Source organism: Planctomycetia bacterium (assembly GCA_034440135.1).
In the GTDB taxonomy this organism is placed as follows: Bacteria; Planctomycetota; Planctomycetia; order Pirellulales; family JALHLM01; genus JALHLM01.
Genome location: JAWXBP010000045.1, coordinates 1 through 16033, shown reverse-complemented (window position 1 = coordinate 16033; position 16033 = coordinate 1). Strand labels below are relative to the sequence as shown.

9 protein-coding genes and 1 pseudogene are annotated in these 16033 nt (G+C 58.4%); 4 read left to right on the top strand and 6 right to left on the bottom strand.

Going from position 1 to position 16033, the window contains the following annotated elements; all coding sequences use genetic code 11:
• Positions 1-49: 49 nt before the first annotated feature.
• The 6 genes and pseudogenes from SGJ19_02390 to SGJ19_02365 all read right to left on the bottom strand — a co-directional run bounded on the left by SGJ19_02390 (position 50) and on the right by SGJ19_02365 (position 6658).
• Positions 50-1324, bottom strand: coding sequence for an IS701 family transposase (locus SGJ19_02390; protein ID MDZ4779084.1), 1275 nt, complete (start codon positions 1322-1324; stop codon positions 50-52).
• 127 nt (positions 1325-1451) lie between these two features.
• Positions 1452-2315: a TIM barrel protein gene (locus tag SGJ19_02385; protein MDZ4779083.1), complete on the bottom strand. Its 864-nt coding sequence runs from the start codon at positions 2313-2315 to the stop codon at positions 1452-1454.
• Between the two features lie 571 nt (positions 2316-2886).
• Entirely contained in the window at positions 2887-3915 is a 1029-nt protein-coding gene (locus SGJ19_02380; protein MDZ4779082.1) for a 2Fe-2S iron-sulfur cluster-binding protein, read from the bottom strand.
• A gap of 99 nt (positions 3916-4014) precedes the next feature.
• Positions 4015-5349 (bottom strand): annotated as a pseudogene (locus SGJ19_02375) (SCP2 sterol-binding domain-containing protein).
• Positions 5350-5422: 73 nt separating this feature from the next.
• Positions 5423-6178, bottom strand: a complete 756-nt coding sequence (locus SGJ19_02370; protein ID MDZ4779081.1) for an SDR family oxidoreductase — start codon at positions 6176-6178, stop codon at positions 5423-5425.
• A gap of 93 nt (positions 6179-6271) precedes the next feature.
• On the bottom strand, positions 6272-6658 hold the full coding sequence (locus tag SGJ19_02365) for a MarR family winged helix-turn-helix transcriptional regulator (GenBank protein MDZ4779080.1): 387 nt from the start codon (positions 6656-6658) through the stop codon (positions 6272-6274).
• A gap of 286 nt (positions 6659-6944) precedes the next feature.
• Between SGJ19_02365 and SGJ19_02360 the strand changes: the two genes are divergently transcribed.
• The 4 genes from SGJ19_02360 (at position 6945) to SGJ19_02345 (ending at position 15834) form a co-directional block, all read left to right on the top strand.
• A complete protein-coding gene (locus SGJ19_02360; GenBank protein MDZ4779079.1) occupies positions 6945-8297 on the top strand; it encodes a transposase in 1353 nt (450 codons plus the stop codon).
• Between the two features lie 990 nt (positions 8298-9287).
• Positions 9288-11639 (top strand): LamG-like jellyroll fold domain-containing protein, encoded by a 2352-nt coding sequence (locus SGJ19_02355; protein ID MDZ4779078.1) that lies wholly within the window; start codon positions 9288-9290, stop codon positions 11637-11639.
• A gap of 154 nt (positions 11640-11793) precedes the next feature.
• Positions 11794-13725 carry a VCBS repeat-containing protein gene (locus SGJ19_02350; GenBank protein MDZ4779077.1) on the top strand — a complete coding sequence of 644 codons (1932 nt, stop codon included), beginning with the start codon at positions 11794-11796 and terminating at the stop codon, positions 13723-13725.
• 21 nt (positions 13726-13746) lie between these two features.
• Positions 13747-15834 (top strand): tetratricopeptide repeat protein, encoded by a 2088-nt coding sequence (locus tag SGJ19_02345; GenBank protein ID MDZ4779076.1) that lies wholly within the window; start codon positions 13747-13749, stop codon positions 15832-15834.
• Positions 15835-16033 lie beyond the last annotated feature (199 nt).

The following is a 16033-nucleotide window of genomic DNA, read 5'->3' as shown; positions in this document are numbered from 1 at the left end:
GCGGGTGGCGTCGCGGGCGATTTGTTGATGGTCGTCGACGTGGAGGACGTTACGCAGCAAGCGTGCGATCGTTTGTCGGACTTGAGGCACGGTCATCGCCGGGACGGTATTTTTTTTCCCGCCGCGCTTCCAGCGTCAGGAACCACGTGGCGAGTAGTGAAAGCGTGATGTGATGATGCCAACCAGGCCAAGTGCGGACTTTGTAGTGAGCCAAGCCGGCCTCGCTCTTGGCGCGCTGGAAGCAGTCTTCGACGCGATGCTCGGCCTTGGCCACGCGGACCAACTCGGCCAGCGGCGTATCGCGCGGCGCATGACACAAATGGTAGTCGTGCTTCCAAGTCCCGTCGCCTTGCCGCGCGCGCAGCACCAACAACATTTCTTCCGGACCAACTTGACGCGCAGCGGTCTTCGCCAGCACGCGCGTCATCACCGCTTCCGCCTGCAGCGGTCCTTGCTCGGCGTCGCGAACGTCGATCGTCGTCCACACGTCGTTCGCGAGCGCCGCGCACCAGCGGTCCACGCGCGTGAACGGCACTTGCGGCGGACGACCGTGTCCGGCGTACTCAGGCGGCGTCGTATGCACGGCGCGGACCAGCGTGTTGCTGGGCACGGCCAACACGTAATGCTCGCCGCGCGACCGCAATTCGCCGCGAAAACCGCTGTTTCTGCCCAGTTCGTCGTCGCCGGCGATCCACGCATGCGGCACTTGCGCGGCCGATTCAGCGAGCATCGCCAGCGCCAACTCGTGCCGTGTTTGAAAACGCACGTGCTTCGGCACGCCGCAGCGTTTGCGCCGCGCGCGATCATGGGCCCACGACTTCGGCAGGTACAAACGGAAGTTCACGAGCGCATGTTCGGCGCGCGAAGCGTAAGCCAGAAACACGCCCACCTGGCAGTTGTCCACTTTCCCCAAGCGTCCGCACCATTGCCGCTCCACGCCGACCGAATGCGCGCCCTTCTTGGGAAAGGCCGAGGGATCGATCACGAGCACGCCATCGTATTCGCCGATCTCGCGCCCGATCTGCCGCGTCAACTCCGCGACCAGCGGCCGATGATCCCAGGCGACTTGTCCCAGGAACTTCTGCAACGGTTGACGCTCCTGATCGTGGAGGTAAGCGATCGACTCGGCGTTCTTGCGATCGACCCCCGACAACAACCCGGCCACGTACTCGCTCACATGCCGCCGCTGCTCGCACCGCACCAAGGCCGCCGCGAACGGCGCGACAAACCGTTCGATCCGCGGCAGCAGGCCCGCGAACACCTCCGGCGCGACCACCGCATCTTCCACCAACTCCCGCAGCCGCACCTTAAACCGTCGCTCCATCGCACCCTCCTTCCCAGGTCGTCATGACCAACGGAAGAAGTGTGTACGAAAAGAGTTAGCTTGGGTCAATAACAAGAGACAGTGGAAGTACAACGATCAACGTCAACGCGAGCGAAGGCCAATGATCTTACACATCGCAAATCCGGAATCCTTGAGCCAACGATGCAATTGGCTCTCGAGCGGGAATGAACTCCTGACCAAGAAAGCCCTGATAACCAGTGTCGAGGATGGCCTTCACGATGGCCGGGTAGTTCAGTTCCTGAGTCTCGTCGATCTCATGTCTCCCAGGCACGCCCCCCGTGTGATAGTGGCCGATGTAGTCCTTGCTTGCCTGGATGGTGGCGATGACGTCTCCTTCCATAATCTGCATGTGGTAGATGTCGTAGAGCAGCTTAAAACGCGGCGAGCCCAGCTTTTGGCACAACGCCACGCCCCAGGTCGTCTTGTCATACATGTAGTCCTGGTGATCCACCTTGCTGTTGAGTCCTTCCATGCAGATCGTAACCTTCTTCTCCTCGGCGAACTTGAGAACTCGCTTGAGGCCGACAGCGCAGTTCTCTAGTCCCTCCTCGTCCGACATGCCGCGACGGTTTCCGGACATACAGATGACGTTGGGGATCTTCTCGGCGGCCGCAAACTCGATGTTGGCCCGCAATTCGGCTTCGATCTTATCGTGGTTTTCCGTGCGGTTGAGGCCATCGGCGATGGAGGCGCAGCGAACCATGGCGCACGTCAGGCCCAAAGGCTTGACGGTCTTGAATTCCTCCGGTCCCAACAACTCGATCGATTTGAAGCCCAGCCGAGCTGCCTCACCCGACAACTTCTCCAGTGGGATATCGTTGAAGCACCAGCGGCAGACCGATTGCTTGATGTTCCCGTTCGCATTCGGCGAATCGTCTGCCAGGAGGTGTTGCTCGCACGCCACGCCCACTGCGCCAACCCCAGCCAACATCAATGCCCCGCGCCGCGTCATTTCAATCGTGTCTTTCATTGGGAGCGCTCCATAGCAGGAGGACGGGTGTGTCAATCGCGAGTCTATCCCTCCGCTCGGGCCGCAACAAGCCGGAAGCCCGAACTATGTAAGAATGCGGCCGGGGACTGACTGTCGCGGTATTCGTGCTTCGTTTGCGGATGTCTGGGAAGCACGCTTCGGCGGGGCTGTACCGGTAGGAGAATAGCGTAGTTGCCTCGAACCGCCCATTCCGATTGGGACCGTTCTCAAGTTCTCGCAGCTGACGATCACCCGAGATCTCAACGAAGTTGAGATTGCGCACGATCGTGAACCGCCGCGCCAGTTCCGGCACGACCTTCTCGCAGAGTTCGAATTGGGTGCGCAGGGTGTGGAGGAGCACGAGATTCGGCCCTCGCCCGGCCCTGATGTAACGAAGCTTGCAGCCGCCGACATCAAGGTAGCCAATCGGAATATCCGCCGCCCAGCTCAGGGTTCCGAGAGTTTCCGGGACCGGGCGCAATGTTTCTAGGATCTGAGATACGAGCCAAAGTCCGACGGCTGAGCCAACGAACGCAAGAACGAATAACCAGAGACTCATGAGCGGCCCTCCTTAGGCGTTGACTTCAATATCTCCCTGGATCTTCGCCTGGCAGGCCAAGATGTAACCCTCGGCCCTGTCTTGATCGGTTAGCGCATCTTCGACGGCCATCGTCACCTGGCCCGAGACCAGCTTGACGCGACAGGATGCACATGTGCCGGAACGGCAGGCGTTGTCGATGGAGACACCGGCCGTATCGGCCGCGTCGAGTATTGTCGCATCGACCGGAACGGGCGCGGTCACGCCGGAAGCCAGGAAGTAGGCCCTGCCCGCGATCTCCGTTGATCCGGCATTCTTCGCGGACGGATCACGTTTGACCGTCCCGAACGCCTCTGTCTTGACTTGAGCAGGTGGAACACCGAGCGAAACGAGTGCGGCCTTAACCGCGTCCATCATCGGCTGCGGGCCGCAGATATGCACCCGATGGGCCGCGAGATCAGGCACGGTCGAAGCGAGCAGGGCCGCATCGATTCGGCCGACGCGCCCGGACCAAGGCTCGTCTTGCGGGCCGCTCATGGTGATGGTGACACCGAGATTGGCGTTGCATGTCTGCAACTCGGCTAGTTCCTCTTGAAAAATGAAGTCGCGCGGCGATCGGAAGCCGAGGATCAAGTGGATCTTGCCTGGCCAGTTTGTCGCGCTGAGATAACGAACCGAACTCATCAGGGGCGTAATCCCGACGCCGCCTCCGATCAATACCACGCGGTCCGTCTCCTGGCCGCTGAAGCTGAAGGCCCCATGCGGCGCTTCAATCTCGACTTCGTCCCCGATCCTCAGTTCGTCGTGCAACCACCGCGAGACCAGACCCTGGCTTTCTCGTTTGACCGTGATCTCGATCCGATCGCGCCAAGTGGGGGACGACGCGATCGTGTAGGAACGTTTGGTCGGAATGCCCTGAGGGGCGACATGGAGCGTCACGAACTGGCCGGGCAGATAGTCGAAGGGGATTGGCCCGCCACCGGTGGGTCTGAAGCGGAAGGTTTTCACCTCGTGAGCCTCGTCGACCACCTCCGAGAGTGTGAGCTTGCCCCGCCACCGGATCTTTTCAGCCGCCGAATCGTTTTTACGGAAGGGCGCAGGCTGGCCCTTGAGCTTAGAGGGTTGCGGTACGAACTCGACCAGTTTGTGCCTGCCGGTGGCGCTCGGAAAGCACTTTCCGAACGCTACCAGCAGCTTGAGTGGGCCAGCGAGCCGAATCTTCCGCCGCATCAACGCCCACGCCACATTTTTTTCGTTCCTCAGAAAGCCGATCCACGTTCGCGAGTCGGCGGTAACGTGCAGATCGGATTGGCCGACATGCCCCTCTTGCACACTGATCTTTTGCTCCTTAATGACGACCGTTGCCTGCCGCTGCTCGATGCCGGTGAAGGTGAAGTGGAACGTGGCGTTCAATCCCGCCGACTTGCCTGGCTGGAAGACGTTTGGCATTCCTCCGAGGAAAACCGCGATGGAGTTCGGTCGCAGGCTGTTGCCGACGTACTTGATCTTTTTGTGGGGAAACCGTTTGACGACATGATCCGCGGCATCAGAATTTTTGGTGACGTAAATCGTCTCTTCCTTCTCTTGAAGCGGCCGCACGACTTCCTTGAGAAAGGTCTTCCGATCGGCGAGGAACGGCCCGATCACGTCTTCTCCGGCCGGGCAGACCGCCAAGCAGTATGCCGCTTTGTAGTTCGCTCCGAAGGACAGACTCTGCCACAGCGAGGCCGACTCGGCATCGCTGACCCGGCTGCGATAGTCGCTCGCGTTCTTGCTTTCGGCCACCTGCTCGACCCAATCGGTGAAGCCGCCCATAAACTCCCGGTAGTTATGGGTGTAGCAGGCCGAGAAGTTGAAATCTCCTTCGTTCGAGATTGCTCCGACGGCACACGCAGCCACGCAGAGTTTGCATTCCAGACACGGGTTGTAGTTGATCGGCTGGCTGGACTCTGAAACCTCGGCATCCAATAAGATGGTCCCGAGCAGGATGAAATTGCCGAACTTCTCATGGATCACATTGCGGTGAATGCCCATCATTCCCAGTCCCGCCGCCACCGCGACCGGCTTGTGTGACACGACCCAAACCTTGCCGGGGAACCGGTCCATCTCCATCGGGAAGCCCATCGCCGGGTTCATCGCTCGGATTCCCCGGTCTTCCAGCGTCTGAACCACGCTGCGGGCAATGTGATTTACCTCCTCTCCGCTATGGTGGAATTCGGTGTTGGAGACCGAGCGCGCCGGTGTCCGAATCGCCTCTCGGCTCATGCGAACCACAAAGCTGATCAGGGTCTTGGTGTGTGGGAACGCCTTGAAGATGTCTTCCCGCTGATCGTCCATAGCGGGTCTGCCGATCTCGACAAACCCCACGTCATCAGCGCCAGCATCGAGGACCAGTTGCTTCAGCCACGCGGCCTCCAGCGGCTCCTTCGTGGGCGCAGCGGAAGGGACGGTCTTGCTGCGAATCCGCTGCACGGTTGGGTGATCTTCAAGTTTCATGACTGCTCCTTGTTGTACATGCAACTATGTGACGAAATAAGTTAACTTGCACCTGTGCCGTTTCTAACTCGATTCAGCCATTCATCGTTTGCGACATGATGGCTTGGTGCAGCCAGCGCGGCGTCGCCCAGGTAAAGATCACGAGGCCCTTGTTGGCCCAACCTGGCACGACGCTCATGCGTCCCGCCTGCAATGCGCGGATACCGGCGCGCACGACGGGGGCCGGCTTCATCATCACGAGCTTCAATAGGGTCGTGATTTTCTGTTGCGCGGCTTGGGCGAATCCAGTGTCCGACATGCCGGGACAATGCGCCGTGACCGTGATGCCGTCGCGCTTGAGTTCGCGATGAAGGGCTTCAGCCAAGCGCAAGACGTACGCTTTGGCGGCCGAATAGACGGCGAAGTTCTCCACGCCTTGGTAGGCCAACAGACTGGCGACGAGCAGGATTTTGCCGCGCTTCCGCGTCCGCATGGACTGCGCAAAAACGTGGGTGGCGGCGGTCAGACTCGCGACGTCCAGTTGCACCATCGACAGCACCGCGTCAAGGGGAGCATCCGCAAACGGACCTTGCAGTCCGTGGCCAGCGTTGTTGATCAAAATGTCGATCTCAATTCCGCGCTCATGGAGCCGCTGATGCAATTGGATGACTGCCGCAATATCCGAAAGATCGACTTGCTCAACAACGACTTCGATGCGGAACTGCTCTCGTAGCGCGGTGGCGAGTTTTGCCAGTCGGTCGAGCCGGCGCGCTACCAGAACCAGGGAATGGCCTTGCGCGGCATATTGGCGGGCGAACTCCTCGCCGAAGCCACTCGATGCGCCCGTGATGAGTACCCAAGATTTGGCTGGTGTATTCTTCGGTTATCTCCAAGGAGGCAACGCCGACGAGTGATGCATATCCGAATTGTTCGATTGATTGGATTACTCGATTAGGCCACTTTCGCTGACGCGCTTTATGGCTTGGTTCAACTGCTCCAAGAACCCGTTCCCCAGAACCTTCTTGACCTGTGCTTGCGCCTCGCTCCAGGCCGGAATCGCCTTTTCTAGGAGCTTGCGTCCCTGGGGTGTCAGGCGAAAAGGCTGCGAGCGGCCATCGTCGTCCTGCACAACTTTCAGCCAGCCACGCGCCTTCATTCGTTCGACGTTGCGGCTGAGGGTCGAAACGTCGAGATGCAGATGTTCGCAAACTTCAATCGGGCGGGCCGTTCCCATCTTGGCAGCGGCGACCAGGATGTTCATCTGGCTGACCTTCAGGTCGAGCGACCGCAGGGCGTCGTTGTAGATGTTCGTGACGACGCGATTCAGCATGCGTAGCCGAACGGCCACGCACTCGCTGGCGACCTTTTCGATCATCGCTTGCATGTGCTGGGCTCCCACTTCAGGCCTCCTCATTGTACTTGTATATGCAACTAGCTGTTTGTCAAGAGGAAGCCTGTAATCCGACCGGGTGACTGTGCGGGCCGTCGAAAAAAAATGCATCTTACGTTTGGGAAACTGCACTTTCTGAGAAACCGCCTTTGACTGGTATCCACTAAAAAAGGCTCTTCGATCAAGCTGCTGTTGTCAGGCAGGCGGCAAGATCGGAGAGCCAGGGATGGCGAACGCGGAATGTCGGTGGGAGTCTCCCGAACAGTGGTCGCAGTGGAGCGAATGGTTGGCGGCCGGGTTGCACGCGCGCCATCGTTGGCGGCTGCCGGTGTTGTTGATGGGAATGTTGTTCGCTGGCGGCCGGCGCACGGTCACCACTTGGCTCCGGGCCGCGGGCGTGAGCGACGACTACCAAGACTATTATTACTTCCTGGCCGCCGTGGGACGCAAGAGCGAATCGATTGCCACGCAGTTGGCGACGCTCGTGCTGCGGACTTTGCCGCTGCCGGAGCGCGTGTTGTTGGTGATCGACGATTCGCCCACCAAGCGTTACGGACCGAAAGTCGAAGGCGCGGACGTGCATCACCATCCGACTCCGGGTCCGGTCGATCAGCCGTTTCTCTACGGACACGTGTGGGTCACGATCTCGCTGGCGCTGCGACATCCGCGGTGGGGCGCCTTAGCATTGCCGCTGCGAGCGCTGTTGTATGTTCGACAGCAAACCATCGCCACGATTCCCAAGTCGCGACGTTGGGGACGCTTTGCGACCAAGCTGCAACTGGCGGCACGCTTGGTGGAGTGGCTCGTTCCGCTCGTGCAGCAAGCGGGAAAAACGGTCTGGCTCGTCGTCGACGGCGGCTATACGAAACGTCCGTTCTTGCGCCGCGCGTTGCAGACCGGCGTCACGATCATCGGCCGACTGCGCAAAGACGCGGCGCTGCGCAGCGTGCCGCCCGCGCTCCAACGCGGCGCAAGCCGCAAACGCGGCCGACCGCGGAAGTATGGAAAGGAAAGACTCAGCCTCGCTAAGCGCGCCGCTCAGCAGCGCGGTTGGCAAACCGTCGAGTGCATGGTCTATGGAAAGCAGACCGACAATCGCTACAAGACCTTCCTCGCGACCTACGCACCGGCCGGTCGCGTGATTCGCGTGGTGCTCGTGAAAGAAGATCATGGTTGGTACGCCTTCTTCTGCACCGACGCGAACGCCAGCGTCGTCGAAATCCTCGAAGTGTTCGCCGACCGGGCCACGATCGAACAAGACTTTCACGACGTGAAAGAAGTCTGGGGCTCGGGCCAACAGCAAGTGCGCAACATCTGGACCAATCTGGCGGTCTACAATCTGAATCTGTGGATGCATACGCTCGTGGAACTGTGGGCGTGGAATCAATCGGGAAACCAACTGGTCGATCGCAGCGACTCGCCGTGGGACGACGCTCAGCGCCGCCCTTCACACGCGAATCGTCGCAAGGCCCTGCGACAACAAATCCTCCACAACCAATTATCCGCGATCACCAAAACCTGGTCGCTCCCCCAAAAAATCCTCCAACTCACCAAACACCTCGTAGCCCTAGCCGCCTAACGTCGGGCAGATGTCCGAAAGTGCAGCTTGAAAGGCAGGCCGGCGTTGCCGGGAGCGGCTAGACGGCACTTGTCGACAAGCGTGTTCCGCACCATGGGTGTATCGAATGGGTCGCTGAAGTCGAAGACAATGCTCGCCCGATTTGTGATTTCCGTGCCAAGAGGACGACTGCGTTTGGCGAACACGTACCAACTAACTGAGTCGTGCATCGCCGACTTTCTCCGAAAAGTCGTATTGCGCGAACATGGGTGGTATCGCACAACTGAGCGAAGTCCGATCCTGCGTCCACACTTGTACTGGGCTGTCGTGGACGACGGAACATCGTCCAAGACCGCTCATTCAGCCATGTCAGAGATGGTTGAACTGGTCATTCGCATCAAAAGTTATTGATTTTATGGATTTTATAGTTGTGCTCTACCTGAGCCATTTGCTTTAATGCGCCTTACCTGAGCCATTCGGTTTAATGGACTGAAATCTCAGAGTTACTGGCGACGGAACATTCGAACTGTCCGCAGTTTCCTGTCGAATCCTTTCGCTTGTCTCAGCTTGTCAACGTTCGGGCAATATCTGCCATTCGTGCGGAGCGCTTTGCACTGTCGTTTCGCTGAATCGCCTTGCTGCATCACCACGTGGTTGTGCGGACGGCCGCCATCCACTCGATTTTAAGTCACGTCACGATACGACTTGACCTCAATACGTCGGTTTCTTACTTCTGCATAGAGGTGAAGCGGTTGGGCTCATCAAGCGTTTTTCCGGCCTAGTCCTTACCAGATTGGTAACGAGTTGTGCGCGTTTGAATCTCGATTTGCAGTATTGCTCGTTGCAATCACAACAATACAGAGTGAGTGTTGCATCGGCGTGTCCGGCCGAGAGCAGCAGATGGCAGGCGGACGAAGAGGTGATGCTCACTTCCGGCGGCCGGGGTTGTCCACCCGGCCGCCGGAAGTGGCAATGCGTTCGAGTTTCCATTGACACTTCAGGGAGTACAACATGAGAAAGACCTACTTCGACCCCGTGCGCCGTGTTCGCGGCTGCATGGTGGTCTTCGCCGTGGGTTTAGTGGCTTTGCTCGCCGCCGAGTCGCGTGGCGACTACGTGACTGCTGTATCAAGCGACAATCCGCTCGCTTGGTATCGGTTCGAGGACGCCACGACTGACAATGGGGATACGGCGGCGGATACAACGGCGAACGGAATCAATGGCCAGTACATCAGCTACATTCAGCAGGCCAATGGCCCCGGGGGCATCGGTGGGAAGGCAGCGGCCTTCGATGGCATCGATTCCTATATCGACACGCTGGTCGCCAACGAATCTCAGTTCGACTTCATCGGTAGCAGCTTCTCATTTGAAGCCTGGGTGCAAGTCGGCACCTTTGACAAAACCTGGCAAGCGCTGGCTGCCAAGGGAGATGACTCGTGGCGCGTTGCACGCCGAGATGTTGGAAATTCCCCTTCGTTTGCGGCCAATGGCTTGGCCGGGGAACCCGTTTTGGGCACCGCAATCGACGATGGTAATTGGCACCACGTCGTCGCCGTCGTGGATCTCGCGGCGGGGCAAAAACTTGAATACGTCGACGGTGTGCTTAACGCCCCAGCGCAACCTGTTGTGGGACCGATCAACAACAGTGCTTTCGCCCTTTTCATCGGCGAGAATTCGCAGGCCCGAGGCCGCTACTGGAATGGTGCGATCGACGAGGTGGCCATTTACAACCATGCTTTAACCGCAGCGGACGTCACGGACCACTTCACCCAAGGTGGTGGGGCCGGTCAGGCGGGGAGCGTTCTCCCAATGCCGAATATTGGCAATCCGACTCCTGTCGAATCACCTGCGGGTGGACAGGGCACATTTGGAGTCCGCGTCGTGCATGACACAGCTGTCGTGAGCGGCGTGGCCGGGGCATTGGCGACTCTGGCCAAGCCCGAACTGCGCGGCGATCGCTATACAAAGGACGTGACAGCGCCGATGATCAACTTCGCCGATCCGCAGGCTGCAGGCGGAGGGTATAGTACAGGGGCAGAGTATGGAGACAAGGCGCCCTTCGCATTCGATAGTCCGGCGGATGATAACAACTTGGCAATGATCGCCAAGGGTAAAGTGCGCATCCCGGCCGATGGAAACTATACGTTCGGCATCGATGGTGACGACGGCGTTCGGCTCAAACTTTCGGGCGCCAATTTCACGCTGCAAGGTGGTCTCGGCACTGCAGCCGGCGACACGATCGAATTCGCAGCGGATACCGGTGATGCATTCACGATTGCGTCGACTTTTATGGCCGCTGGCGACTACGATGTCGAAGTCGTCTACAACGAGAACGGCGGCGGTGCCTTTGTGGAAGCTTTTTCCGCTGCCGGCGTCAAAACTGCAATCGACCGGACATTCAGTCCGATCGGCTATGGGGGATTTACCCATCCCGGTGGCGCAGTCCCCACGGTTACCGGCGGGTTCTCGGTGACGGAGCGGATTCGTCTGCCCGAGAACACTCAATTATTGAACAGTTTGGCTGATGCAAGAGCGTTGCTTGACAATCCGCTGGAAGGCGATGATCTGGAGTTCACCGGCAACCGGACGGTCATCAATTTCCAAGATGACGGCACGTTTGGAAGTTCCAGCCGTTTTGGCGGCGATGAACTGTTCCTCAACAACTTTGTCGGAGGAGGTGGCGAAGTCATTGACGACAACGATTTTGCCATGAGGGCCACCGGCACGCTACATGTCGCAACGGCCGGCACCTATACATTCGGATTTGGCTCCGACGACGGCAATGCGTTGACCATCACTGGCGGTGTCTTCACCGCCATCACCGCCGGTGGTGGCGGTGTTGCCGCCATCATCGACGGCGGTGCGACCTTGGCGTTTGATGTCAACACCGGGGACAGCTTTACGCTCGCAACCATGACGCTGGCGGCAGGCGATTACCCCATGGAATATCTCATGTGGGAACGGGGCGGCGGCGCCAGTTCGGAACTCTTTGTAGCTCCGGGCGAGCATAGCCGCTTCAATCCAGCGTTGTTTACGCTGTTGAACGGTACGGACACGATTCCGCCACTGAACCTGCTCCCTGGATTGGAGCTCATCGGTGACGCGTCCGGAGTATTGGGCGACACTGATGGCGATGACGATGTCGACATCACCGACCTCAACAACGTCCGCAACAATTTTAGCGGAACCGGGTTGGGCGACACCGATGACGACAACGACGTCGATATCACCGACCTGAACAATGTTCGCAACAACTTCGGCGCTGGCCAGGGTGGTGCGAACGCGGTGCCGGAACCGTCGAGCATGGTGCTCGCCGGCCTCGGCCTGGTTGGCTTGCTTGCCGCCCGTCGGTTCCGTAAGTGAGTCGTGGGAAACGCAGAAGATGAAACGGCCCAAGGACAATGGGTCGATCCCCTGCCGCCGGGAGTCGTACTCCCGGCGGCTTTTTTTCTGTCCTCGATCGATGATTGATCGCTGCAGTATCTATTGCTGCCGTCCAGCTCTCCGTAGTAAAGACATGCTGTTTCAAATTCCGTTAATTGCGCGAGCTCCTGCTTGCCTCACGTGGGTCATGATCTTCGGGTTGCTCAGCAGTGGCTGTAGCAAAAACAATGGTTCGGAAGTTGCCCAGCCCGGCCCTGCTGAGGCTACCGCAAAGGCTGTACCTGACGTCGTCTCCGAACCCGTCATTGCGCTCGTTCAAAACGCACTCGACGGCGAAGCCTTGCCAACGGCGCCGTGTTTGGACAACAACCCTTTGGTGTCGCCGTTGGCGGACGCATATAAACGCATCGATCCCACTCAGGACGGCTGGGTAACGGAAGCCTTTAACGACGCGGCTGGCAAGCAACTCGGAATCCTGACAAAGGTTCTCGAACACGCATCGGTCGCGAAGTCAGACGAACTTATCGATCTTGTCAGCGACTCGATTGAATTCGAAGCCTTGGCGCCAAGTGAACTGACAGTGATTGTCAACAAGACCGGCATGCGCGTCTCGCGAGCGAAGCCGTCCGAGAATGACGAAAAGTCGCATGGCTTGAAGAGCTTCGCCGAAGCGGTGCGTGTCCTCGGAATGCAGTTCGGCGTCAACGAACACTTGCATGTCAAATTCAAGCTTTACACCATTGAGCCAGGAGTGCAAAGCTCGCGGACGCTCATCGATTTTCAGGCCGACTCACGCGGTGAGCGAGAGGCGCGACAAGTCAACTCATTGTGGGATTGCACCTGGAGCACAGTCGGCGGCGTGCCGCGACTTCAGTCCGTGTCCGTTCGTGACTATGAAGAAATCGTCCACACCGGACCGTCCGGAACGATGTTCGCGGATTGCACGCAATCCCTGTTAGAAACTACACATGGCTGGCAAGACTATTTTCGCCACGGTGCAGATTATTGGAGAAGCAGACTTCCCCGATCTCTTGGCGTCGATGTTGTGGCAAATCATGGACTCGCACTTGGAGATGCAAATGGCGATGGGTTAGAGGATGTTTATGTTTGCGCGGAAGGAGGCCTTCCCAATCGCCTTTTGATTCGTCAGTCGGATGGCACCTTAATCGACGCACCGAATGCTGGCGGCGCAGATTGGCTAGAATACTGCGCGAGCGCCTTGTTGGTGGATCTGGATAACGATGGGGACCGTGATCTGATCGTGGCGCACGAATGGCGACTGATTCTGATGTCCAATGACGGCAGCGGCCATTTCTCAGTAGAAGCGGCTGTGAGCAGTCAGTCCCAGCTATTCTCAATGGCCGCCGCGGACTACGACCAAGACGGCGACTTGGACCTCTACTGTTGTGGGTACAATCCCTCGGAGTCGACCTTTGATCGCGGGCCGATGGGCGCCCCGATGCCGTTTCACGATGCGAACAATGGCGGCCGCAACATGCTATTGCGCAACGAAGGACACTTCGCGTTTACAGACGCCACTGCGGCAACTGGCCTGGAACAAAACAACACTCGTTTCAGCTTCGCGGTGGCTTGGGAGGACTTCGATAATGATGGCGATCAGGACATCTACGTAGCCAATGATTATGGTCGAAACAACCTCTATCGCAACGACAACGGAGTTTTCCTCGACGTCGCGGCAGAGCTGGGTGTCGAAGACATCTCGTCAGGGATGTCGGTCGCGTGGGGGGATGTTAACCGCGACGGCTGGATGGATCTCTACGTCAGCAATATGTTCTCATCGGCCGGGAATCGCATCACGTACCAACGCCAATTCAAGCCAGAAGTGAGCGACGCAACCAGGCAGGCATACCAAAGAATGGCTAGAGGGAATTCGCTTTTCGAGAACCAGGGTGGAGTTGCGTTCCAAGATCGTAGCGAATCGGCCGCAGTTTCGCTGGGACGCTGGGCCTGGGGGTCCAGGTTCGTCGATCTGAACAATGACGGCTGGGAAGACATTGTTGTCGCAAATGGCTTTATCACCACGGATGACACGAGCGATTTGTGAAGCACGTATTGGCGACAGGTCGTGTCGCAATCGCCAATCGATGACTTTTCGGCCAAGAGTGTCGCACGCTACGAACAAGGTTGGGCGGCACTGAACAAGCTTTTACATCAGGATCACTCGTTCAGCAGTCACGAACGGGATACTGCGTTCCTCAATACCGGAGGTGAACGATTCGCGGATGTGTCCGCCGCCTGTGGCTTAGATCACCCGGGCGACGGTCGAGCGGTCGCAGCGGCCGACTGGGATTTTGACGGTGATTTGGATCTTTGGCTCACCGACCGCACTGCGCCTCGAGTTCGATTTTTGCGCAACGATGACCGATCTGGCCATCATTTTGTGGCTGTGCGACTTGAAGGCAATGGCGTCAACTGCAATCGCGACGCGATCGGTGCGCGTGTAACGCTCGACCAAATTCCTGGCTTACCAGGCAAGTCGATCCGCACTCGGCGAGCCGGAGACGCCTTCTTATCGCAATCGACGGAATGGCTGCATTTCGGCTTGGCAGATTCCGTCGACATGGGGCGACTCTCTGTGCGCTGGCCGGACGGGAAGGTTGAGAAATTTGAGGGTCTTTCTGCGGACGGCTTTTTCAATCTCCGTCAAGGAACTGGCAAGGCCAAACGATGGCAACCGCCGCAAATTCCAAAGCCTTGGAACTCAGGCTCGCCTGAAGTGGCTAGCGATTCTACGGATGTGGTACGAATTGTCCTGCCTGTACCCGTTCCCATTCCGGACGGCCCGTTCGTCGACGCCACACAAAAGCGAGTGTTGCTTAGCGATGCAGGGAGTGGGCCACTTCTCGTAAATCTTTGGGCGACTTGGTGCCAGCCTTGCGTCAAGGAACTTGAAGAGTGGACGCGGCATGAACAAGAGATTTCGTCAACCGGCTTGAGCGTGCTTGCCTTACACGTCGATCATCCGGACATTCCGTCCGATTCCGACGAGTCCCAGCAAGCACTTTGGACGCAATTGAAATGTAACTTCGCACGAGGTGTCGCCAGCGATGACTTAGTCAGGAGCCTGGATTTGCTGCAGCGCGGCGTGTTAGATCGATGGCGTCCGTTGCCCGTTCCAAGCAGCTTTTTGCTCGACGCGAACCGGCGCGTTGTTGTGATCTATAAAGGGCCAGTGGCGGTTGAGCAACTTCTGGCTGACGCAGAATTGGTGGCCCCTGACGCCGCAGGTAAGCGAATCGCCGCTGCGCTTCCGCTTGGCGGACGCGGATTCGTCGATCCCACTCGTGTCGATCCAATTCCCATCGCGGAGCAATTTATTGATCATGGACTAGTGAGAGCGGCCATTTCATTTCTGCATTCCGCCACACGAGACCTTGACCCGACCACGATGTCTGAATTCGACAAGGGAGAATTTGCAGACTCAAAATATGTAGTCGGCGTGCTGCTGCGCGAAGACAAGCAGCCGGCGCTCGCCCGGGGCGCTTTCGAGCAAGCCGTTCAACTGAACCCACGTGACATTCGTGCCCGGCGAGAGTTAGTCAAGCTAATGACTGCATTCGGCGAATTCGACGCTGCCGCGGAGCAATTGCGCGCAGGTCTCGTGCTCGATCCGAAGAATGTAGAAATGTTTTCCACTCTAGGAACCATCCTCCTTCAGCAAGGCCGCGCTCGAGAGGCGATCGAACAGTTTGCGCGGGCAATTGCCGTTAAACCTGACGACCCATTCGCTCGGCTCATGCTCGCCGATGCGCATTGCGCAGCTGGCGAATATGCGGAGGGAATGACCCAGTATCGCTTAGTGCTGGCAGGGAAACCCAATTGGCAACCGGCCGCCAATAACCTGGCTTGGTTGTTGGCCACGCATCCGGATGAACGACTGCGAGATGGCAGCGAGGCGCTGCGCCTGATCGAATCGCTCATCGAGTCTACGGATGCCGTGCAGCCAAATCTCCTTGACACGTTGGCAGCCGCATATGCGGAGAACAATCGATTCGACGAGGCCGCGGCGACGGCTGGAAAAGGAGTTGAGTTGGCACGACAGGCCGGCAACAACGAGCTAGCGGAAAAGCTCGACCTTCGACGACGACAGTATGATTCCAAGCAGCCGTGGCGAGATAAAACGCTTCTTAGGGCGTCAATGTCGCCACCATAATGCATAGTGGCCTCGGTGGGCGAAATGGCGACATTTGTTCTGCACGTCTTCGCTGGATGCATTCAGCTCCAAGCAACGCGCTTCCACGGCAGCGGGGCCACCGCCGAGACTGGTCGAATGCATGTAATAATGCCAAGGCTTTTATCCCGAGTGCCCCGCGGAGGGCGGTTTGGCGGATCCGAGGCCTGGCATAGGATCG

Bases quoted from the DNA above. Each gene is read 5' to 3' on its own strand.
- SGJ19_02390 (MDZ4779084.1), bottom strand. From the start codon at position 1,324: ATGGAGCGACGGTTTAAGGTGCGGCTGCGGGAGTTGGTGGAAGATGCG.
- SGJ19_02365 (MDZ4779080.1), bottom strand. From the start codon at position 6,658: ATGCTGAATCGCGTCGTCACGAACATCTACAACGACGCCCTGCGGTCG.
- SGJ19_02355 (MDZ4779078.1), top strand. From the start codon at position 9,288: ATGAGAAAGACCTACTTCGACCCCGTGCGCCGTGTTCGCGGCTGCATG.
- SGJ19_02360 (MDZ4779079.1), top strand. From the start codon at position 6,945: ATGGCGAACGCGGAATGTCGGTGGGAGTCTCCCGAACAGTGGTCGCAG.
- SGJ19_02385 (MDZ4779083.1), bottom strand. From the start codon at position 2,315: ATGAAAGACACGATTGAAATGACGCGGCGCGGGGCATTGATGTTGGCT.
- SGJ19_02350 (MDZ4779077.1), top strand. From the start codon at position 11,794: ATGCTGTTTCAAATTCCGTTAATTGCGCGAGCTCCTGCTTGCCTCACG.